This window comes from Bacteroides fluxus YIT 12057 (assembly GCF_000195635.1).
Taxonomy (GTDB): Bacteria; Bacteroidota; Bacteroidia; order Bacteroidales; family Bacteroidaceae; genus Bacteroides; species Bacteroides fluxus.
The window spans coordinates 21,710-46,673 of record NZ_GL882637.1; the positions used below are offsets into that span (position 1 = coordinate 21,710).

The window sequence follows — 24,964 nt, forward strand, 5'->3', positions numbered from 1 at the left end:
GCGACATTGAAATGCAAATATTAGCGCTTTTTTAAACCTCAAATGTCATTTTTTACCCACTATTGAAAAAATCTTATTAATATTTTTGTAAAAAATCTAGTACTAATAATTTTATTTAATTTTAATGCTATGGGAAAGTTTTGCAGATTACATCTCCTTTTGTTGGCTTTGTTGCTACCGGGAGTGTCCTTCGCACAAAATCTTATTAAAGTGCAAGGTTGTGTTACCGACGAGCAGAACGAACCACTTATCGGGGCTACCGTGCAGACTAAAGACAAGTCGAAAGGCACGATAACAGATAGCGGTGGCAACTATGTTTTGTCGGGAGTTCCCAAGGGTTCAACCTTGGTGTTTTCGTATATCGGCTACAAGTCGAAAGAAGTAAAGGCAACATCAACTTCTCTTAATGTTGTTATGGAATCGGATGATGAGATGCTTGATGAAGTGGTTGTCATCGGCTATGGCCAGCAGCGTAAGGTGACGCTGACGGGGTCTGTCTCCAACGTAGGCGGTAAGGAACTTCTCAAATCGCCAGCCGCATCGCTTGGTAACACCCTTTCGGGTAAACTTCCAGGTCTCCAGTCAGTGCAGTACACCGGTGTTCCTGGTGCCGACGACCCTGTTATCCGCATCCGTGGTGTCGGTTCGTTCAACAGTGCCGAACCTCTCGTGCTTGTCGATGGTGTCGAGCGTGAGTTCAGTCAAATAGACCCGAATGAGGTACAGGACATTTCTATTCTTAAGGATGCCTCCGCTACGGCTGTCTTCGGTGTACGTGGTGCCAACGGTGTTATTCTCGTTACAACGCGTCGCGGTAAGATAGGCAAGCCTACCATCACACTGACAACTTCAGTAGGTCTTCAGCAGATTTCCAAATTCCTTGAGCCGGCAAACTCCTACGAATATGCAACGGCTTACAACCATGCTCAGGAAGTGGAAGGAGTAGCCGAAGACGGATGGAAGTTCTCAAAAGAAGCTATACAACACTGGAAGGACATGGATATGCCCACCGTTTATCCAAGCACCAACTGGTTCAAGTACTTGATGAACGACCACGCATGGCAGGAACAATATAATATTAATGTGTCGGGGGGTACTGAACGCGCCCGCTATTTCGTTTCTGTCGGTATGCTCAATCAGAACGGTCTTTTCAAAACCTTCGACCAAGGCGATGACGCAAACTTCAAATATCGCCGTTACAACTTCCGTGCCAACCTTGATGTAGATTTCTCTAAGCTGAGTACGCTTTCTGTCGGCATCGGTGGACGCATTGGCAGACGCAACTCTATCGGTAATGGTGAGTATAATGGTCAGTCAGGCGTCTTTGGTGTTGAGGGGCTTCTCAACAATGGTACGCCAATGTCAGGCTACGGTCTTGACAGTGAGGGGCGTCGCATTGTTTCCGACCCTGATCTTGTTGGTGCAGTTGGCTCCGATGGTCTCGGCCTTATCTACCAGCACGGTTATACTATTCAGCGTCAAAATGTTGTAAACCTTGATCTTCAGTACAAGCTCAAGCTCGACTTTATCACCAAAGGTCTTGATTTTCGTATCAAGGGTTCCTATAACTCTGACTATACACAGCAGAAAACACGTACTACCGACGGTGGTATCAGCTACAAAGCCACCATCGCTAAGGGTGAATACAAGGAGGACGGTTCTCCAAAGATTGTTTATGTCCGCCAGGGTGACTCATGGCCTCTTGGCTATAATGAGTCCAAATGGGGGGGAAGAAACTGGTATGCAGAGGCGAGTCTAAATTATGCCCGCAAATTTGGTGACCACAATTTCGGTGCACTCGTTCTTTATAATGAATCTAAAAACTACTATCCCGGCGGTGTCTACAATTCTATCCCCCGTGGTTATGTAGGCATGGTAGGCCGTATTACCTACGACTATCAGACTAAGTATATGATAGACCTCAACATGGGCTATAACGGCTCAGAGAACTTCGCCAAAGGTAAACGCTTCGGCTTTTTCCCTTCTGCTTCTCTCGGCTGGATAGTCTCTTCTGAAAAATTCTGGGAACCTATCCGCAGCGTTGTTTCCTATTTCAAACTTCGCGGTTCTATCGGTAAGGTAGGTAATGACCAGGGAGTAGGTCGTTTCCTCTATCTGCCTGGCACATGGCAGTTCTACACCAACAACGGTGGTGCATGGTGGACCAACGACCGTACAGGTAACTTCGGTACCAACAATGGTGTGTTCATGCCTGGAGCACGCGAATCTAGCAACGGTAACCCTGATGTAACTTGGGAAACAGCTACCAAGCAGAACTATGGTGTCGATGTACGCTTCTTTGGAGATCGCCTGAGTCTCGGTGTCGATCTCTTCTGGGAAGACCGCAAGAATATCCTCGTTTCCAACGAAACAACCGTCGCAGGTATTTCCGCTCTTAAACCCAACTCCATCAATTTCGGCCGTGTCAAGAACCATGGTTATGAAATGACCCTACGCTGGGCCGACCGCATAGGTAAAGTGGACTACTCGATAGCTCCTACATTCGCTTTCGCACGCAACAAGGTTGTAGAAATGGCGGAAGTGAAGAAAGAATTCCCACACATGTACCATACAGGTCATCCCGTAGGTCAGCCTTTCGGCTACGACTTCTTTGAGTTCTATGTTCCTGGTGAAACCGAACAGCATTACAAGGAAGTTTACGGTGTTGACATGCCAGACCAACAGATTACATTGCGTCCTGGTGACAGTGTATTCGTTGACCTCACAGGTGATGGTAAGGTGGATGCCAACGATGTACATGCTATCGGCTACAGCGATATTCCTGAGTATACCGGCAGCATAAACGCAACGCTCAACTGGAAGGGTCTCGACTTCTCCATGACTTGGGTAGGTGCTACCCACGTCAACCGTCAACTCAGTTCTTTCTATACTCCAGCCTTCGGTACAGGTAACCAGTCAATGCTCAACAAATGGGTCTATGACAATTCTTGGACCGAGGACAACCCCGGTGCCTGCCTGCCACGTATCTCTCTTGAGAAATCGGCACGCGAACATAACGGTTCACTTTCGGATCCGTGGATGGTCGATGCATCGTACATCCGTCTGAAGAACCTTGAGATTGGTTATTCGTTCCGCATACCCGGTGTGCCCATCAATAGCATCCGTGTTTATGCCAATGGTTATAACCTACTTACTTTCACAAGCTTCAAGGCCAATGACCCAGAGGCACAAGCCGGCTATGGTAGCACGCGTTATCCTATGACTCGTGTTTACAACTTCGGTATCAACTTAAACTTCTAACATTCAAGATTATGAATCTTATAAAGAAACTTAAAATAAAAACTGCTACTATCATATGTGTAGCTGGCACCATGATAGGGATGGGTTCGGTGAGCTCTTGTGTTGATGATATCAACGTTGGAAATGGCTTCCTCGACAAGCAGCCAGGCGTCGACGTAACCGTAGACACCATCTTTGCCAAGGGAGAGAATGCAAAGCGTTTCCTCTGGCACATGTACGGTGCCATGCACAACCCTTTCACCTATACAGGTGCAGTATGGTATTCTCATCCCGATGCCCTTACCGATATTTGCCAATCGTACTGCGGATGGCATAATCTTGGAAAGTACTACGGTGGTGACCTCACTGAGACCGACCAGGATAACGGCGGTTTCGTCAAGTTCCCCTTCATCGCCAACGGTGACGGCAATGCCCGTGCAGGTATCTGGCGTACCATCCGTGAAGGTTGGATTTTCATCGAGAACATCAATCGCGTTCCCGACTTGAACGAATCAGAGAAAAGCCAGCTCCGTGGCGAGGTGTATGTCATCATGGCGTCGCGCTATCTCGATGCTTTCCGCAACTTCGGAGGTCTTCCAAAAGTTGACCGTTCATTCTTGGCTGCTGATATTGTAGATGGCAAACGCATGAGTGTAATCGAGACAGCAGAGTTCATCGACGAGCTTATCCAGGCTGCCATTGACGAGCCGGGTCTTCCTTTCTTTGTGCAGGATCAGGCCACCAACTCCGGACGTCTGACCAAAGGCTCAGCCTATGGTTTGCGCGTAAGGCTGTGGAACTTCGTGGCTTCGCCTCTGTTTAATAGTGACAAACCTTATCTTGAATTCACTCGCAACGAGGAGAATCAGGATATCAACCAGATATGGACTGGCGGTTACAAGTCCGAACTTTGGCAGAAAGCACTGAAAGCTTGTGAGGATTTCTTCCAAGCCAATAGCGCCAATGGCAACTATTTCGCCCTTGTACAGCCCACCGGCAACGGTGAACAAGATTATTGCAACGCTTTCCGTGCCGCCTACTGGTTCCGTGGCAATAGCGAGAAGGTAATTGAAGTTCATGCGGGTCCGGGTACAGACGCTTGGAATGGCGACTGGAACGTAGAAGGTATGGATGAGTTCGGCATGGCTCTCTTCACCCTTGAATATATGGAAATGTTTGGCATGGCAGACGGTCGTAACTTCCCTTACGACGGTGTGTTCAATACCGATAACCCCAACAACGTAGACATCTTTGTCAATCGCGACCCACGCCTCTACGAGACAATGGTGGTGAACCGCAACAATCTTGTCGAGCAATATCAAGGACTTTCAAGTACCGAGATGTGGCAAGGTGGCAATGTTGACCAGACCTTCAATCCTGCTGTTACTGACAATCCATGGTCTACCCGTATGAAACTGTTCAAGTATCTCCGCGATAACGGCTATGCAGCATATTATCCGACCAACTATGCTTACTTGCGTATGGCTGACATTCACCTTTGCTACGCTGAGGCACTCGCACAGACAGGCAATCTGCAGAAAGCCTGCGACGAAATGAACAAGGTGCGCGCACGTGTAGGCCTTGGCAAGGTAGAGGTCATGAACCCAGAGCTCAACCTAACCACCAACAAGGATAACTTCATCGAGCAACTCCTTAAGGAACGTGCCTGTGAATTCGGTTATGAAGACTCCCGCTGGTATGACCTCATCCGCTACAAGAGATCCGATATATTCAAGAAACAGGTACACCAGTTGCGTGTATGGCGCAAGGATGCCAACGGCAACAAGATGAATCCCGCCGACTACAATGGCAACACAAGTCTTGAACCCGGTGAACCTTGGCCGAACTGCATCTATGAGAAGATACCTTGTACCAACAATATCCGCGTATGGTGGGATACTGACAACCAGACGAGCAAGTGGACCGACAAATGGTATCTCTCGCCTATTTCACGTGATGAGATCAACAAGGGTTATGGCCTGAACCAGAACCCAGGTTGGTAATCCAGATTTTAAATATCAATAAGACTTATAGAATATGAATATAAATAGAATGTTGATGCTTGCGACTGCTGTTGTCTCTCTCACGGCAAATGCGCAGGTAAAACTCAACGATAAGAATGCAAATGCCTATGATTTGGGTTACGGTGTGGAAATAAGCAATTTCCTCAGCACCGCTTCCGCAACCACAATCACAGGCGAGGAATTGCAGCAGACTTCGGCTACTAACCTTGCCCAGGCCCTCTATGGACGTCTGCCAGGTCTCACAGCTCTATCGCAAGGTGGCTTCTCAGGCGACGAAAACAAGGGTGCCTCGTTTAATATTCGTGGCTATCACACGCTTAACGATAAAAGTATTCTCATCCTCGTCGATGGCTACGAGCGTCCCATCGACCGCCTCAGTGTAGAGGAAGTAGAAAGCGTTACTATCCTCAAGGATGCCGCTGCCACAGCACTTCTTGGCCATGAGGGTATCAATGGTGCCATACTTGTGAAAACAAAGCGCGGCGTTGAAGGCAAGACACACATCAAGGTGAACTATAGCCATAAGTTCCAGTTCGACCCTGAATTCGCAGACATGGTAAACGGTTACGGATATGCCAATGCTTTCAACCATGCCCGTCACAATGACGGACTCTCTGCCGCATACACCGAGCAGGAACTTAACCTTTTCAAAGACGGTTCTGACCCGTACTTCTATCCTAACGTGAATTGGCGCGATCTCACTTTCAAGAACAGTGCCGAGGAAGACCATGCATACGTTTCGGTTTACGGAGGTACGAACAAGGTGAAATACTACACCAATATCGATTATACCGATGTGCGCGGTGCTTTCAAGGATACCAAACAAGCAGACTACAATGCGCAGCTACGCCAGTCGAAGGCCAATATCCGTACCAACCTTGACTTCAACATCACCAACACAACTCTCATGTCGGTGAACCTCTTCGGTATGTTCCAAGAGACCAAGCGGCCCTCCGACATCGGTGCTGATGATGCTACAGCTGCCATCTACAACCTGCCGGCAAGTGCTTTCCCCTACAAGACCTCAACAGGTATCTGGGGTGGTAACGAGGCATATGGTGCTGCCAACCCCATTGCCAAGATTCAGGAGTCCGGCTTTTACAAGACCCATCAGCGCCAACTGTGGGTAGATGCCAAACTATCACAAAAACTCGACTTCCTGCTCGATGGTTTGAGCGTATTTGTCAGTGCCGGTTATGCCAATTCATCAATTTATGCGGAAAACTCCCACAAGGCATACCAGTACGGCTACGAACGTTACACCGGTAGCATTGGCGACAAGAACAACGTATCTCTGAACACATTCGGTAACAAGGAGACCAACCTCACCTTCAGCAACTGGAATGCCGGTCAATGGTGGAAAGCAAAGGCTAACATAGGTATTAACTACAAACGTTCGTTCTTCGGCAACGACCACTTCAATGCTACAGTTGTTTACGACAACAGCGGCGTGAGCACTGATGGACGTGGAAACACCTTCTACCGTCAGAACATCATGGGAGCCTTCCACTACGATTTTCAGAACCGCTATGTTGCCGACCTTGTGCTTGCAGGTAACGGCTCCAGCCGTACCTATCCTTCCAAGTGGGCATTCTCACCCACACTGTCGCTCGGCTGGATTTACGCTGACAACAACGATGGTCTGCTCAACTACGGTAAGCTGCGTACATCGGCTGGCATCCAGCATACCGACTATATGCCTACCTATGGCATGTGGCTTCCTACATGGGATGTTTCGCACGGTTACGTGATTATCGGCAACAACTACGGTGCCACATGGGGTGCATCGCTTGGCTCCTTCCCAACTACCAATTTCTCGCAGGAGACATCTACGAGCTTCAACCTTGGTACCGACCTTCGTCTGGCAAATGCTCTTGACATCTCAGTTGATGCTTTCTACCAGCTTCGCAGCCACATCATGCTCTCTGCAAGTTACGAGAACTCATCGGTGGTTGGTATACAATCGTCATACAACGATGTTGGTGAGGTCAAGAGTTATGGTTTTGAGGTAAGCGCCAAGTATGTGAAGAAAATCATTCCCGACCTCAATCTCAACTTGGGTGCCAGTTTGTCGTGGGCACGCAATGAAGTGGTCAAGTATATCGGCACACCGACCTATCCGCTGAGCAACCCTGTAGGTCATCGTGTAAACGAGGCATGGGGACTCAAGTCGGCAGGCTTTTTCAAGGATCAGGCCGACATCAACGCCAGCTACCGCCAGGAATACTCTACCGTAAGCCCCGGTGACATCAAGTACCAAGACCTCAACGGTGACCAAGTAATCAACGAGTTCGATATAACCAGTCTCGATGGTGCTACTGACATTCCTGAGCTCAATTACGCCTTCAATGTCGGTATAGAGTATAAAGGCTTCGGTCTAAACGCATGGTTCCAGGGCACTGGTAACCACATGAAGTATCTCCCGTCAGCTATATGGGGGGGCATGGCCGACAACGGCAACCTTTCAGTAGACTACTACAACAACTGTTGGGATGTGGCCGGCGACAACGCTCTCTACCCACGTCTGACAACTCAGAACAACAGCAACAACAGCCAGGCAAGCAACGTATGGTACAAGCCTGTTCACTTCTTGAAGATGCGCAACATCGAGGTTTACTATAAAGTTCCCGCAACGGTACTCTCGAAGCTTTCTCTTACTGCAGCCAAGGTGTTTGTCCAGGGCGAAAACCTTCTTTCCTTCGACAACGTTGACGCCATGGATGCTGAGATACTTTCGACGGCATATCCCATGTTCAAGGGTGTCAACATAGGTGTCACATTAACTTTCTAATTAAAGATATATTTATGAACAAGATAAAATATGCTCTTTTAAGTATGGCGGCAGTAGTCTTTGCAGGCTGCGCCGACCTAAATTACAACGAAGCCTCGAATCGTGACGAGGACTGGACCTACAACAGCCCCCTCAATGGTGTCAAGGCTCTTGTCTACGATGTCTACGCACAAATGCCTAGCGAATTCAAGGACAATTCCTACGGTGATGGCGCCATGATAGCCAGTGCTACAGACGAGTCTGAGTTTGCGCTTTCCTTCTCACCCATTCACAAGTATTTCAATGGTGGTTGGACTCCTTCTAATCCTTTCTCGGCCACATGGGACAGGTCATACCGTGCCATCACTCAAGTACACATGTACCTTGAGCGCATCCACAAGATAGACCTGTCGGATTATGAATATGATCCCGACTATCAGACGATGGTGCAGCAGTTTGAGATATTCCCTTACGAGTTGCGTTTCCTCCGTGCCTATTTTTACTTCGAGTTGGTACGTGCCTACGGCGATGTACCTTTGGTGACCACAACCCTCACCAATGAACAGGCCAACAGCGTGGAACGCACTCCAGCCAAGGATGTGTTCAAGTTCATCATCAATGAATTGGATGCCGTGGCTGAATATCTGCCCGTATCGTATAATGACATTCCTGGTCAGGAAATTGGTCGTGCCACCCGTGGTGCCGCCCTTGCATTGAAGGCACGCGCACTTCTTTATCAAGCTTCACCCTTGTTTAATGCAGACAACAACAAGGAACTTTGGAAAGAGGCCGCTGCTGCCAGCAAGGTAATCATCGATAATGCACAGCGCTGGGGCTACAAACTCAGCGAATATGCCAACCTATGGGGGCACGATACATTCACCAATCCTGAATTTATCTTTGTTCTTGGCACCCAGGCAAGCAACACCTTCGAGCAGTACAATTATCCAGTGGGTGTAGAGAACGGCAACTCCGGCAACTGCCCTACGCAAGCACTGGTGGACGCATACGAATATCAAGCCGACGGCAAAACATTCAAGGAGAAACATCCTGGAGATGTTGATGTGACTACTGAGAATCCATACGATGGCCTCGACCCACGTTTCGAACTCACTGTAGTGAAGAACGGCGATCTTTGGCCGTCTAACACAGCTCAGCAGATTGCCATTGAAACGTATCAGAGTGGCTTCAACGGTGCTCCCAAGTATGGCGCAACTCCCACGGGCTACTACCTGAAGAAGTTTGTGGACGGCAACTGTGTCACCACTGCCAACAACCAGACTACAACACGCCACAACTGGATTGTAATGCGTCTGGCTGAGGTTTACCTCAACTATGCAGAGGCCATGTACAACTACTACGGTAATGCTGACGAACAGGGCGATTTTGGCATGTCGGCCAACGAGGCTATCAATGTGCTTCGTAACCGTCCCGACATCATGATGCCTGAATTCCAAGGAAACAATGATTTCGAAGAGCGCTACATGCGTGAGCGTATGGTAGAGCTTGCTTTCGAAGGTCAGCGTTTCTGGGATGTACGTCGATGGAAAAAAGGGGGCGAGTTCTTCAAGAATGTTGATGTGGCAGACTTCAAACTGAATGGGAACGGCAATTTGATTCTCAATCGGGTTACTAAGACTCGCCAGTGGGACGAGAAGTACAACCTGTACCCGATTCCGCAATCTGAAATTCAGAAGAATGGCAATCTGAAGCAGAACCCCAATTGGTAAAACGGATTCAACGAATTTTCAAACGAATAAGATTTATGAAAAAACATATTATATATCTTCTGGTCTCAGTATTCACATTGCTGTCGAACATGGCACTGATCTCGTGCAGCGATGACGATGTGGCGGACGCCAACGATGTGCTTGTGGTAAAGTCTGTCCTGCCTATAAAAGTCATGGAAGGACAAGTTGTCACCATCGCTGGTACGGGTCTTGAGAAGGCCACTTCCGTCGTATTTCCCGGTAATGTCTCTGTGAACAACATTACCAAAGTAGGCAACGGCTATATCTCTGTAATAACTCCTGCCGGCATCTCTGCAGAGGGGGGAACAGTGACAATCGAAGCCGACGGCGAATCGGCAGAGTCGGTCATGGCGCTGACTGTCGGCAAGCCTTAACCTATGCGCGTGGCCCCTCTTGACAAAGCAATAAAAATCAACGAATGTATGGAGGTATATGGCAATGACCTTGAATTTATTACCAAAGCTTATTTCCCCGGTGAAGACGGCAAGGACATTGTTGTAGATGCAAGCGACTTTAAGCGCAAAGCCACCGGTTCTCTATACATCTATTCGCCAATGGGCATAAAAGCCGGACCTGCCCAAGTTGTCCTTGAAGACTGTAGTGGCAAGAAATATACTTTACCAGAGGTTACGTTGTCTGACGAGGTTGTAGGCGGCAGCGGAGAAACTGGAGGTGAAGGATACGCTCCAATCTGGGAAGGAGATGTCTATATCTATGATTGGGCTAACTGGCAGTATCTGACATCAGACCAGCTTAGTCTTGAAGATATTCAGATTCACGAAGGTCTCATGATCCGTCTTACCTTCGATAATCCCGACGGTGCCAGCGTATGCGTATGTGATGCCAATTGGGGGGCACCCGATATTGACGGCGAAGGCAATAACAGTGTATGGGTTGCTGCAGGTACTACCGAACTTGAATTCCCCATATCGCAGGGTATGGCAGAAACTCTGAAAGCTGGTGGTGGTATCATTGTCGGCGGTGGTAACTACACACTAAAGAAGATTGAGCTGTTCCGCGAGTATCCTACACTTTGGGCGGGCGAATACACTACTGGCTGGTGGTGGTATCTCCCGGCATCTGAGCTTGACCTCTCGGCAATCACGCCAGAAGCCGGCCAAACCATCAGGTTCACGTTCACTCACCATGATGCTCCTCAGACTTTCTGCCTGTGTGATGGTTGGTGGGGGGCTCCTTTCATCCGAGACGGCGGTGAAAGCGACAATAACATCGTTCTTGCTGCCGGTGAGGACTTCCTGGAATTCGAAATCTCGGAAGGTATGGCGGCAACAATGAATGGCGAATCTGAAACAGCTCTCATCATCGGCGGTGACATAACAATCACCAAGATTCAGATTAAGACAGATTAAACTTTATACAAAGAAGTCATAGTCTGGTATCTGTAAACATTTCAAGTCTGCCGGAGAGCTGAAGTTCTTCGGCGGACTTTTTGTAACGTATTTGGAACAAGGATGATTGTATCATTGTGTTTATAGATCTTGGTGATAATAGCGTTGGCATTTGCTTGTGTTTTACTGCTTCTTCGCCTGAAGGCTTTGGAGCAACGAACAGTAGCACAGCCTACGGAGACGGAACGAAAACTCAATTTGCAGAATCTCCTAATAAAAAAGAGACGGGAAACTTACCATCCGGCCATCGGGACCGTAGCCATAATCTGCGTGCATAGTGCATTCAGATGACGAAAAATACTTTATCTTTGCCGACAAACATATTTGCAAGATATCAGGATGAAGAAAAATCTATCCTTACCACCAAGAACATCCTGTAAGATGGAACGATATTTCTATTACCTGCCACTTCTGCTGTCGGGCTGTCTAATGTGCGGTTGCGGCGGAAAGCAAGCGTCCGGGCAAATGCAGAGCCCGGACACGGAAGAAACCATCCCGCACACCGGCACCATGGCGGCACCTGCCCCTCCGGCCCCGCCCAAGAGCCATACTGCCCGTTACCTGGACTCCCTCGGTTTGGTCAACATCGCCGAGGCGGACAGCAGCATTGCCATTGAATTGATGTACACCCACGCCGACAACTTCACCGGAATCCTGTTGTATGAAGACTTGAAGGAAGCCTATCTGCACCCCGATGCCATGGAAAGTCTGAAGCAGGCGCAACGTCTTCTGAAAGAACGGCATCCCGGTTACAGCCTCATCGTATATGACGCCGCGCGCCCCATGTCCGTACAGCAGAAGATGTGGAACGCCGTGAAAGGCACTTCCAAGTACATATATGTCTCCAACCCTTCCCGTGGCGGCGGACTGCATAATTACGGACTGGCAGTAGATATCAGTATTCTCGATGAGAAAGGAGTGCCGCTACCCATGGGCACCCCGGTAGATTACCTGGGCAAAGAAGCCCATATCACGGAAGAGTCCCGGCTCGTAGCACAAGGCAAAATCACGGAACAGGAACGGAAGAACCGGTTACTGCTGCGGCAAGTAATGAAAGAAGCCGGATTCCGCCCGCTGCCCAGTGAGTGGTGGCACTTCAACCGGTACAGCAGGCAGACGGCGCGGGAGAGATATCGGGTCATTCCCTAAAGCCCAGCCCCGATTCTTCCCCTTTAAAGGCAAGTATGACCCTTATTCCAAGCTCATACCAGGTTTCAACACGTCATTCACCTTCTGAGTGAACTCCTTGGAAAGTGTATAGACCGAAGTTGCACGGATATCCTCTACAGACGCACCGAACTTCACCGTATAACGTCCCTTCGCACTGACCCAGCTTTGTACGGCCTCGTCGAAAGAAGCCAAAGCATAATTGGTGACATCAAAAGTCAGCGTTTCACTCTCACCCGGCTGAAGGAGACGGGTCTTGGCAAATGATTTCAACTCAAGGGCCGGTTTCTGCAACCCGCCTCCGGGAGCCGATACATAAAGCTGCACAACTTCCTTGCCCGCCACCTTTCCGGTATTGGTCACAACAATACTGGCCTTGAAACCATCGGCAGATGCTTTCACAGCCGATTTGCCATAACTGAAAGTAGTGTAACTCAAGCCATAACCGAAAGGATAGGACACCTTCTTGCCTGCCGTGGCAAAATAACGGTAGCCCACATTGATGCCCTCTTGATGGAGTGTATAGTCCACATTCCGTTTAGCCCATTTCCCGGCGCCTTCAACGGGCTTTCCCGGTACTTGGGACGCTGTGGTGGGGAAATTCAATGAAGAGGGATGATCCATTGCACTGACAGGGAAAGTCATGGTCAGCTTGCCGGAAGGATTTTCCTTGCCCACCAGCAAATCGGTTACCGAGTTCCCGCCTTCCTCTCCGGGCTGCCATGCCAAAAGGATGGCATCGGGAAGTTCCTTCCAGGAAGCAGTCTCTATCACGCCGCCCGCATTGATGACCACTACCACCTTTTTGCCCTCGGCATGGAAAGCAGCGCACAAGTCATCCAGCAGCTGGCGTTCCTGTGCAGTGAGGTTAAAGTCATCTTTTACCTTCCGATCCCATGCTTCCCCGCCCTGTCTCCCGACAGTAAAGACAGCGACATCCGCTTTCTTGGCCTGCTTGTCAATGCAAGTTCTCGATACGCTCATTTCCGGAAAAATATCACGTCCCCAACGCCAGTCGAAGGAAAGGCGTTCGCTTTCGGTCTTGGCTTCCTGGTAATCCTTATAGGCAAGATAGAGTTTCTTCAAGTCTTCCGTCACTTCCAGTCCGGCATTGTCCAGCCCCTGCATCAGATTTACCACATAAGGCTTGCAGACATTGCCCGAGCCCATACCGCCGGCAATGAAGTCATAGGAAGTGATGCCGAACAAGGCAACTTTCTTCAAGTCCTTCAACGGCAAAGTATTGTCTTCATTCTTCAGCAATACCATACCTTCAGCTGCCGAACGGCGTGTCACGGCCGCATGGGCCTCCAAGGCAGGTTGCTCACTGTATTTATAGCCACGGAAACGGGGAGTCTTCACAATGTATTCCAATATCCGCCTCACGCAAGCGTCCACATCCTCTACAGACAGTTCACCGCTTTTCACCTTGGCAATGATTTCTTCACTCTGGGCAGGCATTCCCGGCTCCATCAGGTCATTGCCCGCATGCACCTGGGCGGCAGTATTACGCTGTCCTATCCAATCGGTCATCACAATGCCGTCGAAGCCCCACTCGTCCCGCAGGACGGTAGTCAGCAGCTCACGGTTTTCCTGTGTGTAAACGCCGTTCAACCGGTTGTAAGAAGACATCACTGTCCACGGTTTCCCTTCCTTGACAGCTATTTCAAAACCTTTCAAATAGATTTCACGGACGGCACGCTGAGACACGACCTCATCCACATGGTTGCGGTTGGTCTCCTGGCTGTTGACGGCAAAGTGCTTGATGCTGGTTCCCACTCCGTTCTTCTGGATGCCCCTTACAAAAGCGGCAGCCATCTTGCCCGTCACCAACGGGTCTTCGGAATAGTATTCAAAGTTACGCCCGCAAAGCGGAGAACGGTGAATGTTCATGCCCGGTGCCAGAAGGACATCAATGCCATAATCCAGCACTTCTTCTCCCATAGCCTTTCCTACGGACTCCACCAAATCCACGTTCCAGGTTGTGGCAAGGGAGGTACCTACCGGGAAACCGGTAGCATGATAGGGACGGGAACTGCCTTCACGTGTAGGCTGGATACGAACTCCGGCAGGACCGTCCGACAGGACGGTGGGAGGGATTCCCAAACGCTCGATGCCCTGCGTAAGTCCTGCGGCTCCCGGTACCACAGCTTCAGTGAAACCGATGGTAGTGGCATTTCCGCCGCCGTACGACTTGTTGCGTCCACCTACCAGCAGGGAGGCTTTCTCTTCCAGGGTCATTGCCTTCAGGATTTCATCTACATTACCGGCATTCAGTTTGAGTTGTTGCGCTTCAGCCCGTCCTACCCCGGACAGCAGCAAAGCGACGATAGTAATTTTGTACAGTTTCATAATTGTGTCATTAGTAAATCAGATAATCAGTTTCACCTGCAATATTACCACATTTTTTCGGGATTACACTATCTTTGCACCTCCATTCAACAAGATTATGACATTGAACGAAGACACCCTCCGCTTTATCCGCGAACACCGTCGAGACGACGTGCGTGCCCTTGCCCTGCAGGCACGGAAATATCCGTCGGTGAACATGCCCGCCGCCATCACGCAGATAGCAGGCTGGCAGGCGGCAAAGGAAAAAGTGCCTGCATGGGCACAGACAGAAGGAATTCTCTACCCCGCCCATCTCTCATTGGAACAGTGCTCGTCGGAGCTGACGGCACGCTACAAAGCAGGAATCATCCAAGAGCTGGAAGGGAAAGCATCCGCCGGCACTTTCACCGACCTTACCGGAGGCTTCGGCATAGATTGTGCCTTCCTGTCCTCCTGTTTCCGGAAGGCAACCTACGTGGAACGGCAGGAGCCCCTTTGCGAAATCGCCGCGCATAACTTCCCGCTGCTGGGGCTCGGCCACATCACCGTATGTCATGAAGACAGCGTCCGGTACCTGCAGGAAATGCAGCCTGCCGACTGGATATTCATAGATCCTGCCCGCCGTGACAGCCATGGCGGCAAGACGGTTGCCATCAGCGACTGCGAACCGGACGTGTCCGCACTCGAAGAGTTATTGCTCAAGAAAGCACGGCATATACTCGTCAAGCTGTCCCCCATGCTGGACCTTACTCTGGCATTGAAGGATCTGGAACATGTACAAGAAGCCTGCATCGTATCCGCAGGAAACGAATGCAAGGAATTGCTGCTTGTCTTAGGACGCGGGGAGAGCCCCCGGCCGGAGGACATACCTGTCCGCTGCATAAACCTTGCCGGCGCTTCTTCCGTCCAGTCGCTCACTTTTACCCGCAGACAGGAGAAAGACAGCGCATGCCGGTTGGCCCCCGCACTGCAGTCTTACCTTTACGAACCCAACGCTTCTGTACTGAAAGCCGGTGCATTCCGCAGTGTTTCCCATATATATAAGGTAGAGAAACTGCACCCCAACAGCCACCTTTACACCTCGGACCAGCTCATACCCGACTTTCCGGGACGTAAATTCAAGATTACCGGGCACTGTAGCTTCAACAAGAAAGAGGTGAAAGAGATGATAGGCACAGAAAAAAAGGCAAACCTCACCGTACGCAACTTTCCCGCCAGTGTGGCCGAACTGCGCAAACGGCTGAAGCTGGCAGAGGGGGGAGAGACTTATCTCTTCGCCACGACATTGGCCGACGAGAAAAAAGTATTGATTGGCTGCCGCACGGTCTGAACCGGCTCCCGCAGTTCCATGTCCTCCCGGAAGCGAAGCTCTCTTTTCGCCATTCTTAGGCTTTATGCACCCGCTTACTAAAAGTTATTCGTCCGACAATCGTCTAATTATCGTCCGACACCTGTTGCATTATCGTCCGACAGTTGTCGGACGATAATGCAACAGGTGTCGGACGAATAAATTTATTCCAAGGAGAAATTAACTGACGGCAACTCCCGGAAGAGTCCAATGCCACAACGGCTCCAGACCGAGCGCCACACGTCCTGCATAACGTGGAAGCCGTAACCGTATCGTAACAGAATCGTTACCCGTTCTTCAACCCACCGTAAAACACACGTAACGGGAACCCTCTACTTTTGCGGCAGATTATTAACGGATAATAACAAGTATGAAACAGGTTTTAAGAGCATTCTTATTCTTGCTCCTTTTCACAACAGCCGGCAACGGGGCCATGGCTGACGAAAAAGCAAATATCATCAAACAAGGAACAGTGCGCGGACGTATCATCGACGCAGCCAAACAAACCCTCCCGGGTGCTTCTATCTACATCGAGAAACTACACACCGGCGTAACAAGCGACGTCAACGGCTTCTACACTTTCTCTAACCTTGACCCGGGAACCTATACAGTAAAGGTGAGCTACGTGGGTTACTCCCCCGTGGAACTGAAAATCACCATCCCCGCCGGACGGACACTGGAAAAAGACGTTGTACTGAATGAAGGCGTAGAGCTGCAGGAGGTAGTGATAGGCGGCGCCTTCCAGGGACAGCGACGTGCCATCAACTCACAAAAAAGCACCATGGGAATCACCAACGTCGTCTCTGCCGACCAAGTGGGCAAGTTTCCCGACTCCAACATCGGTGACGCCCTGAAACGCATATCCGGCATCAACGTGCAGTATGACCAGGGTGAGGCACGCTTCGGACAAGTGCGCGGCACAAGCGCAGACCTCAGTTCCGTGACCATCAACGGCAACCGCGTCCCTTCCGCCGAAGGCGACACACGGAATGTACAGCTCGACCTTATCCCCGCCGACATGATCCAGACCATCGAAGTGAACAAAGTGGTGACCTCCGACATGGACGGCGATGCCATCGGCGGATCCATCAACCTGGTCACGAAAAACTCTCCCTACAAACGTACTGTCGCCGCCACCGCCGGAACCGGCTACAACTGGATAAGCGAGAAAGCACAGCTGAACCTTGGGTTTACCTACGGAGACCGTTTCTTCAACGACAAACTGGGGCTGATTGTATCCGCTTCTTACCAGAACGCCCCTTCGGGCTCCTACGACACGGAATTTACCTGGGAGCAGGACGACAACGGAAAAACATACGTCAACGACTACCAAATCCGCCAATATTACGTCACCCGCGAACGCCAAAGCTACTCTGCCGCACTGGACTGGGACCTCAGCGCCAACCACAAACTGACTTTCAAGGGTATCTTCAACAACCGCAACGACTGGGAGAACCGGTACCGCACTACACTGAAAGACCTTGATTCCGACGGCAACGCCACCGTACGCGTGCAGACCAAAGCCGGTACACCGGACAACCGCAACGCCCGCCTGGAGCGCCAGCGCACCATGGACTTCGCCCTCGGCGGCGAACACCTCTTCGGAGCACTTTCCATGGACTGGCACGCAAGCTATGCCAAAGCTACCGAAGAACGCCCGAACGAACGCTACATCGACTTCCAGCTGAAAAAGCAAAAGTTCAACATGGACCTGAGCGACGGACGCCGGCCATACGCCACTCCCAAAGACGGCTATACCATGACGCTGAATGATGAGTTCAGCCTGAAAGAACTGACCGAACAACAAGAGGACATCAAAGAGCAGGACCTCAAGTTTGCAGCCAACTTCAAATTGCCTTTCAAGAACGGAAACAAACTGAAATTCGGCGCCAAGGTAGTGCGCAAGACCAAAGACAAAGAAGTCGATTTCTATGAATACTCCCCGCTGGACGAGGATGCCTTCATGACCAACAGCCTGAAGAACACGGTGGACCAGACCAACAAGAATTTCATGCCCGACAATAAATACCAAGCAGGAATCTATGCCGGCAAGGAATATGTAGGCTCACTGAATCTGAACGACCCTTCCCTCTTCGAGAAAGAACAGGTGCAAGAGGAATTGGCAGGCAACTTCGAAGCCCGCGAGACAGTCACTTCCGGCTACATCCGCTTCGACCAGAAACTGACAAGGAATGTGGAGCTGATGTCCGGCCTCCGCATAGAAAACACCAGCCTTGCCTATACCGGACGCACATACGACGCCGATGAAGACCTGACCAGCAAGACAGACCGCCAACGCAACAGTTACGTCAACTTCCTGCCGTCACTGCTCGTCAAATGGAATGTAAACGATGACTTCAAGGTACGCGGTTCGTTTACCCAGACCTTGTCACGCCCCAAATACTCGGCACTTGTACCCAGCGTCAACATCAAACGTTCCGACAATGAAATCACCATCGGAAACTCCGACTTGAAGCCGACCGTATCCTACAACTTCGACCTCAGCGCCGACTACTACTTCCGCAGCATCGGTCTGGTCAGCGCCGGCCTCTTCTACAAAAAAATCGATGACTTCATCGTAAACCAGATCAGCACCAACTACGAGTACCAGGGCAATGTATATACCCGCTTCACACAACCCAAGAATGCAGGCAATGCCAATCTGATAGGCCTGGAGCTCTCCTATCAACGTGATTTCAGCTTCATAGCACCGGCCTTGAAGTGTGTAGGTTTCTACGGGACATATACTTATACCCACTCCCGCATAGAGAATTTCAACTTCGAAGGACGCGAGAACGAAAAAAATCTCAGCATGCCGGGTTCACCCGAACATACGGCCAACGCCTCGCTCTACTTCGAGAAAGGCGGACTGAACCTGCGCCTGAGCTACAACTTCGCTTCCGACTTCATCGACGAAATGGGCGAGAGCACCTTCTATGACCGCTACTATGACAAAGTGAACTACATGGATGCCAATGCCAGCTATACCTTCGGAAAGAAAGTGAAGACTACCTTCTATGCCGAAGCCAACAACCTGCTGAACCAACCGCTGCGTTACTACCAGGGAACGAAGGACCGTACCATGCAGGCCGAATACTATGGAGTGAAGGTTAATGCCGGAGTGAAAATCAATTTTTAAAATAAGTACCAGAACATGATGAAGAAACTATACCTTTTATTATTCGCCGCCCTGCTTTGCCAGGCGGCAACCGCCCAGATCACCGACTATTCCATCTTTGACAAGAAGTTCAACTTCTACGTTGCCAACGACCTGGGACGCAACGGCTACTATGACCAGAAGCCCATTGCCGAACTGATGGGGCAGATGGCCGAGAACGGAGCGGATCCCGAATTCGTACTTGCCACCGGAGATGTACACCACTTTGAAGGCGTACGCAGTGTGAACGACCCGCTTTGGATGACCAACTACGAACTGATTTACAGCCATCCGGAGCTGATGATTGACTGGTTCCCCTTATTGGGAAACCATGAATACCGCGGCAATACGCAGGCCGTACTCGACTACAGCAAGATCAGCCGCCGCTGGACAATGCCCGCCCGTTATTATACCAAGACTTTCGAAGACAAAGGCGCCACTATCCGCATTGTCTGGGTGGACACCGCCCCGATGATCGACAAATACCGCAACGAAAGCGAGACTTATCCCGATGCCTGCAAGCAGGATTGCCAAAAGCAGCTTGCCTGGGTGGACTCCGTATTGACTGCCGCCAAGGAAGACTGGGTCATCGTGGCCGGACACCATCCCATCTATGCCGAAACCCCGAAGGACGAAAGCGAACGCCGGGATATGCAAAACCGTCTCGACCCCGTCTTGCGCAAGCACAAGGTGGATATGTATATCTGCGGGCATATCCATAACTTCCAGCATGTACGCGTGGCAAGCAGCGACATCGACTATATCACCAATTCAGCCGGCTCACTCGCCCGCAAGGTGAAGCCCATCGAAGGAACCGTATTCTGTAGTCCCGAACCGGGCTTCTCTATCGTGTCGGCCAACAAACGAACACTGGAGCTGCGCATGATCGACAAGAAAGGAAACGTACTGCACACGGTGACACGCAGCAAATAATCCACCGCACCTCAACATAACTTTTTCATGCAAAAAGGAAGGTTCTGTTGAGGTTTGCACTATCTTTGTATCCAAAATAAACATTCTTATGGATATATTGTTTCTTGTCGGAGGACTGCTCCTCATTCTTCTGGGTGCCAACGGACTGACTGACGGCGCCGCTTCTGTCGCCAAACGTTTCCGCATACCGTCCATCGTCATCGGGCTTACCATCGTCGCTTTCGGTACTTCCGCACCGGAGCTTACCGTCAGCATATCTTCTGCCCTGAAAGGCAGTGCAGACATCGCCATCGGCAATGTGGTAGGAAGCAATATATTCAACACCTTGATGATCGTGGGCTGTACAGCCCTTTTTGCCCCGATAGCCATCACCCGCAATACGCTGAAGCGCGAAATCCCCCTTTGCATCCTCTCGTCCTTCGCCTTGCTGATTTGCGCCAACGACATTTTCCTGGACGGTAGCCGGGAAAACATACTCAGCATCACCGATGGACTGTTGCTGCTGTGCTTCTTTGCCATCTTCCTAAGCTACACCTTCGCCATCGCAAAAAGAGACGGAGAAATGAAGGAAACCTCGCAGAGTGAGGAGGAAGAAATCAGACAACTGCCTATGTGGAAATCTGCCTTGTACATTCTCGGCGGACTTGCCGGACTCATCGTCGGAGGCAACTTCTTTGTAGAGGGCGCCAGCGGCATAGCCCGCAGTCTGGGTGTCAGCGAGTCTGTCATCGGCCTCACGCTCGTGGCAGGCGGAACTTCGCTGCCCGAACTTGCCACCTCCATCGTCGCCGCCTTGAAGAAAAACCCCGAAATAGCCATCGGCAACGTCATCGGCAGCAATCTCTTCAATATATTCTTCGTGCTGGGCTGTTCGGCTTCCATCACTCCGCTGCACCTGACGGGCATCACCAATTTCGACCTGTGGGTACTGGTCGGCTCCAGCCTCCTGCTCTGGCTGTTCGGCGTGTTTTTCGGGAAACGCACCATCACCCGGATGGAAGGGAGCATTCTGATTCTCTGCTATGTGGCTTACACGGCTGTACTGATATATAGTCTCTGACAACAAATCTCCAGACACCCTGCAAGGCATTTTAAAGGTTATCACGTCTCTCCAAATAAGGCAAGCCGCACCTCGGCATAAAAAATAAGCAAGCTTATTTTTTTATGCCCTCAGTTTGCATTACCTTTGTCGCCTCAATATTAAACAACTATGGCAATTACAATCAAAAAAGTAACCACAAGACGGGAGCTGGAGCGCTTCATCCGTTTCAACTACCTGCTATACAAAAACAACCCTTATTCCGTCCCCGACCTCTTCGATGACATGCTCAATACCTTCAACAAGAAGAAGAACGCTGCATTCGAATTCTGCGAAGCCGACTATTTCCTGGCTTATCGGGAAGGTAAAATCGTAGGACGCGTAGCTGCCATCATCAACCACAAGGCCAACCAAACCTGGAACAAGAAGGAAGTCCGCTTCGGCTGGATAGACTTCATCGACGATGCGGAAGTTTCCGACGCCTTGATTCGCACCGTGGAAAAATGGGGAAAGGAACGGGGAATGACACATATACAAGGCCCGCTGGGATTCACCGACTTCGATGCCGAAGGCATGCTTGTCGAAGGATTCGACCAGCTCAGCACCATGGCCACCATCTACAACTATCCCTACTACCCGCAGCACATGGAGCGCATGGGATTCGGGAAGGATGCCGATTGGGTGGAATACAAAATCTACATCCCGGATGCCATACCGGACAAGCACAAGCGTATCTCCGACCTCATCCAACGCAAATATAACCTCAAGATAAAGAAATATACGTCTGCCAAGAAGATTGTCCGCGACTACGGCCAAGCCATTTTCGAACTGATGAACGAAGCCTATCAGCCACTCTACGGCTATTCTGCACTGTCACAACAGCAGATTGACCAGTACCTCAAGATGTACCTGCCCATCCTCGACCTGCGCATGGTGACGCTGATTACCGATGCCGACGACCAACTGCTTGCCGTAGGAATCTCCATGCCGTCCCTCGCCGAGGCCTTGCAGAAAGCCCACGGCCGTCTGCTTCCTATGGGCTGGTACCATCTCCTCAAAACTATCTTCTTGAGAAAATACCCGAAAATGCTTGACCTGCTGCTGGTTGCCGTAAAACCGGAATACCAGAACAAGGGCGTCAATGCACTGCTGTTCTCCGACCTTATCCCCGTCTATCAGAAACTTGGTTTCGAGTATGCCGAAAGTAATCCGGAACTGGAACTGAACGGCAAAGTACAAGCCCAATGGGAGTACTTCAAGACGGAACAGCACAAACGGAGAAGATGCTTCGTGAAGGAAATCCAATGAAAACAGTTTCTTAAAAACTTCCTTGTTTTTTGCGAACCTCCGATTTTATAGTTACTTTTGCGCAAAGCACCTATAAATAGGCATTTAACAACAAACTAAATGGAAGATAACAATAATATGACCCTGCCGCTGGAAGAGGCTGACCACAACATCACAGAAACCTCTGCTTCCAGCGTGGAATATACCGACGACAACATCCGCCATCTGGACGACATGGAGCATATCCGTGTCCGTTCAGGCATGTACATAGGCCGTCTGGGCGACGGCTCGCAGAACGATGACGGCATCTATGTGCTGCTGAAGGAAGTTATGGACAACAGCATCGACGAGTTCAAGATGGGCGCCGGAAAGCGTATAGAAGTGACTATAGAAGACAGTCTGCGCGTCAGCGTCCGCGACTACGGACGAGGCATTCCGCAAGGCAAACTGGTAGAGGCGGTCAGCAAGCTGAATACCGGAGGTAAATATGACTCGAAGGCTTTCAAGAAAAGCGTCGGGCTGAACGGCGTGGGCATCAAGGCTGTCAATGCGCTGAGCAGCCGTTTCGAGGTACGCAGCTACCGTGAAGGCAAGGTACGTACCGCCATCTTTGAAAAAGGCACGCTGTTAAGTGACGTGACCGAAGACTCGGCGGAAGAGAACGGGACCTATATCTTCTTCGAACCGGACGCCACACTCTTTCTGAACTACTCCTTCCAGAACCAGTTTGTAGAAACGCTGTTGCGTAACTACACGTATCTGAACACGGGACTTACCTTCATCTACAACGGCCAGCGCATCGTTTCCCGCCACGGACTGGAGGACTTGCTGAAAGACAACATGACCAGCGAAGGCCTCTACGACATCATCCACCTGAAAGGAGAGGACATCGAGATAGCCTTCACACACACCAACCAATACGGCGAGGAGTACTACTCCTTTGTCAACGGACAGCACACTACCCAGGGCGGTACGCACCAGACTGCCTTGAAAGAGCACATTGCCCGCACCATCAAAGAGTTCTACAACAAGAACCAGGAGTATGCCGACATACGCAACGGGCTGGTGGCCGCCATCGCCATCGACGTGGAGGAACCCATGTTCGAGAGCCAAACCAAAACGAAACTGGGAAGCAACAACATGTGGCCCGCCGCACCGCAGGAGCACAAGCCCGCGGGTCCCACAGTGAACAAATACGTAGGAGACTTCATCAAGACGGAAGTAGATAATTACCTCCACAAGAACCCGCTTGTGGCCGAAGTGATGCTGCAAAAGATACAGGACTCCGAGAAAGAGCGCAAAGCCATTGCCGGGGTCACCAAGCTGGCACGCGAACGCGCCAAGAAGGCCAACCTGCACAACCGCAAGCTGCGCGACTGCCGCTACCACTTGAGTGACGGCAAAGGCAAGGACCAGGAGGCCGAATCGTGCATCTTCATCACCGAGGGAGACTCCGCCAGCGGTTCCATCACCAAGAGCCGTGATGTAAATACCCAAGCGGTATTCAGCCTGCGCGGCAAACCGCTCAACTCTTACGGCCTGACCAAAAAAGTGGTTTATGAGAATGAGGAATTTAACCTGCTGCAGGCAGCCTTGAATATAGAAGACGGCATAGAAACACTGCGCTACAACAAAGTCATCGTCGCCACCGATGCCGATGTGGACGGCATGCACATCCGCCTGCTGATCATCACTTTCTTCCTGCAGTTCTTCCCCGACCTGATAAAGAAAGGGCACGTATATATCCTGCAAACCCCCTTGTTCCGTGTACGCAACAAGAAGAAAACCAACTATTGCTATACAGAGGACGAACGCATCAAGTCCATCGAGGAACTGGGTCCCAACCCCGAAATCACGCGATTCAAAGGTCTGGGAGAAATCTCGCCCGACGAGTTCAGGCATTTCATCGGCAAGGACATGCGTCTGGAACAAGTGTCTCTCCGTAAGACAGACCTCGTAAAGGAACTGCTGGAATTCTACATGGGCAAGAATACCATGGAACGGCAAAACTTTATCATCAACAATTTAGTTATAGAAGAAGATTTGGCATCATGAGAAGAGCAATCTTTCCGGGAACATTCGACCCCTTTACCATCGGGCACTCCTCGGTAATAAACCGCGCGCTGACCTTTATAGACGAGATCGTCATAGGAATCGGTATCAACGAGAACAAAAACACGTATTTCCCTACCGAGAAGCGCGAAGATATGATACGGAACCTCTACCGGAACGAGCCGCGCATCATTGTACAGTCGTATGACTGCCTGACCATTGACTTTGCCAAGCAGATGAATGCCAATCTGATCATACGTGGCATCCGTACCGTAAAGGACTTCGAATACGAGGAAACCATTGCGGACATCAACCGGAAACTGACCGGCATCGAGACCATCCTGCTCTTCACCGAGCCGGAACTTACCTGTGTCAGTTCCACTACCGTGCGCGAACTGCTGAAATACGGCAAGGACATAAGCATGTTCATACCGGAAGGAATGGAAATATAAAGAA

15 protein-coding genes are annotated in these 24,964 nt (G+C 50.4%); 14 read left to right on the plus strand and 1 reads right to left on the minus strand.

Translation table 11 applies throughout. The features are described 5' to 3' along the window. Positions 1–129: 129 nt before the first annotated feature. From HMPREF9446_RS09775 to HMPREF9446_RS09800, 7 genes are all read left to right on the plus strand, one after another. A complete protein-coding gene (locus HMPREF9446_RS09775; RefSeq protein WP_009125465.1) occupies positions 130–3,261 on the plus strand; it encodes a SusC/RagA family TonB-linked outer membrane protein in 3,132 nt (1,043 codons plus the stop codon). A gap of 11 nt (positions 3,262–3,272) precedes the next feature. Continuing rightward, complete coding sequence (locus HMPREF9446_RS09780; protein ID WP_009125466.1) at positions 3,273–5,243, plus strand: RagB/SusD family nutrient uptake outer membrane protein; 1,971 nt, start codon at positions 3,273–3,275, stop codon at positions 5,241–5,243. Between the two features lie 34 nt (positions 5,244–5,277). After that, positions 5,278–8,055, plus strand: a complete 2,778-nt coding sequence (locus HMPREF9446_RS09785; protein ID WP_009125467.1) for a SusC/RagA family TonB-linked outer membrane protein — start codon at positions 5,278–5,280, stop codon at positions 8,053–8,055. Between the two features lie 14 nt (positions 8,056–8,069). Then, positions 8,070–9,764, plus strand: a complete 1,695-nt coding sequence (locus HMPREF9446_RS09790) for a RagB/SusD family nutrient uptake outer membrane protein (protein WP_009125468.1) — start codon at positions 8,070–8,072, stop codon at positions 9,762–9,764. Positions 9,765–9,799: 35 nt separating this feature from the next. Continuing rightward, complete coding sequence (locus tag HMPREF9446_RS19110; RefSeq protein ID WP_009125469.1) at positions 9,800–10,159, plus strand: IPT/TIG domain-containing protein; 360 nt, start codon at positions 9,800–9,802, stop codon at positions 10,157–10,159. Positions 10,160–10,207: 48 nt separating this feature from the next. Further along, positions 10,208–11,155, plus strand: a complete 948-nt coding sequence (locus HMPREF9446_RS19115; protein WP_245532269.1) for a hypothetical protein — start codon at positions 10,208–10,210, stop codon at positions 11,153–11,155. Between the two features lie 420 nt (positions 11,156–11,575). Next, positions 11,576–12,343, plus strand: coding sequence for a M15 family metallopeptidase (locus HMPREF9446_RS09800; RefSeq protein ID WP_039969004.1), 768 nt, complete (start codon positions 11,576–11,578; stop codon positions 12,341–12,343). Between the two features lie 42 nt (positions 12,344–12,385). Here the strand turns inward: HMPREF9446_RS09800 and HMPREF9446_RS09805 are convergent, their stop codons facing one another. Beyond that, positions 12,386–14,713, minus strand: coding sequence for a glycoside hydrolase family 3 C-terminal domain-containing protein (locus tag HMPREF9446_RS09805; RefSeq protein WP_009125472.1), 2,328 nt, complete (start codon positions 14,711–14,713; stop codon positions 12,386–12,388). 97 nt (positions 14,714–14,810) lie between these two features. Between HMPREF9446_RS09805 and HMPREF9446_RS09810 the strand changes: the two genes are divergently transcribed. The 7 genes from HMPREF9446_RS09810 (at position 14,811) to coaD (ending at position 24,960) form a co-directional block, all read left to right on the plus strand. Then, entirely contained in the window at positions 14,811–16,022 is a 1,212-nt protein-coding gene (locus tag HMPREF9446_RS09810; RefSeq protein ID WP_009125473.1) for a class I SAM-dependent methyltransferase, read from the plus strand. 388 nt (positions 16,023–16,410) lie between these two features. Then, positions 16,411–19,179 (plus strand): TonB-dependent receptor, encoded by a 2,769-nt coding sequence (locus HMPREF9446_RS09815; RefSeq protein WP_009125474.1) that lies wholly within the window; start codon positions 16,411–16,413, stop codon positions 19,177–19,179. Between the two features lie 18 nt (positions 19,180–19,197). After that, a complete protein-coding gene (locus tag HMPREF9446_RS09820) occupies positions 19,198–20,130 on the plus strand; it encodes a metallophosphoesterase (protein ID WP_039969017.1) in 933 nt (310 codons plus the stop codon). A gap of 88 nt (positions 20,131–20,218) precedes the next feature. Further along, positions 20,219–21,190: a calcium/sodium antiporter gene (locus HMPREF9446_RS09825; RefSeq protein ID WP_009125476.1), complete on the plus strand. Its 972-nt coding sequence runs from the start codon at positions 20,219–20,221 to the stop codon at positions 21,188–21,190. A gap of 150 nt (positions 21,191–21,340) precedes the next feature. Then, complete coding sequence (locus HMPREF9446_RS09830) at positions 21,341–22,477, plus strand: hypothetical protein (RefSeq protein WP_009125477.1); 1,137 nt, start codon at positions 21,341–21,343, stop codon at positions 22,475–22,477. A gap of 117 nt (positions 22,478–22,594) precedes the next feature. Beyond that, positions 22,595–24,511, plus strand: coding sequence for a DNA topoisomerase IV subunit B (locus tag HMPREF9446_RS09835; RefSeq protein WP_050797292.1), 1,917 nt, complete (start codon positions 22,595–22,597; stop codon positions 24,509–24,511). Further along, positions 24,508–24,960, plus strand: coding sequence for a pantetheine-phosphate adenylyltransferase (gene coaD / locus HMPREF9446_RS09840; protein WP_009125479.1), 453 nt, complete (start codon positions 24,508–24,510; stop codon positions 24,958–24,960). The genes HMPREF9446_RS09835 and coaD overlap by 4 nt, the downstream gene beginning before the upstream one ends. Positions 24,961–24,964: the final 4 nt, after the last annotated feature.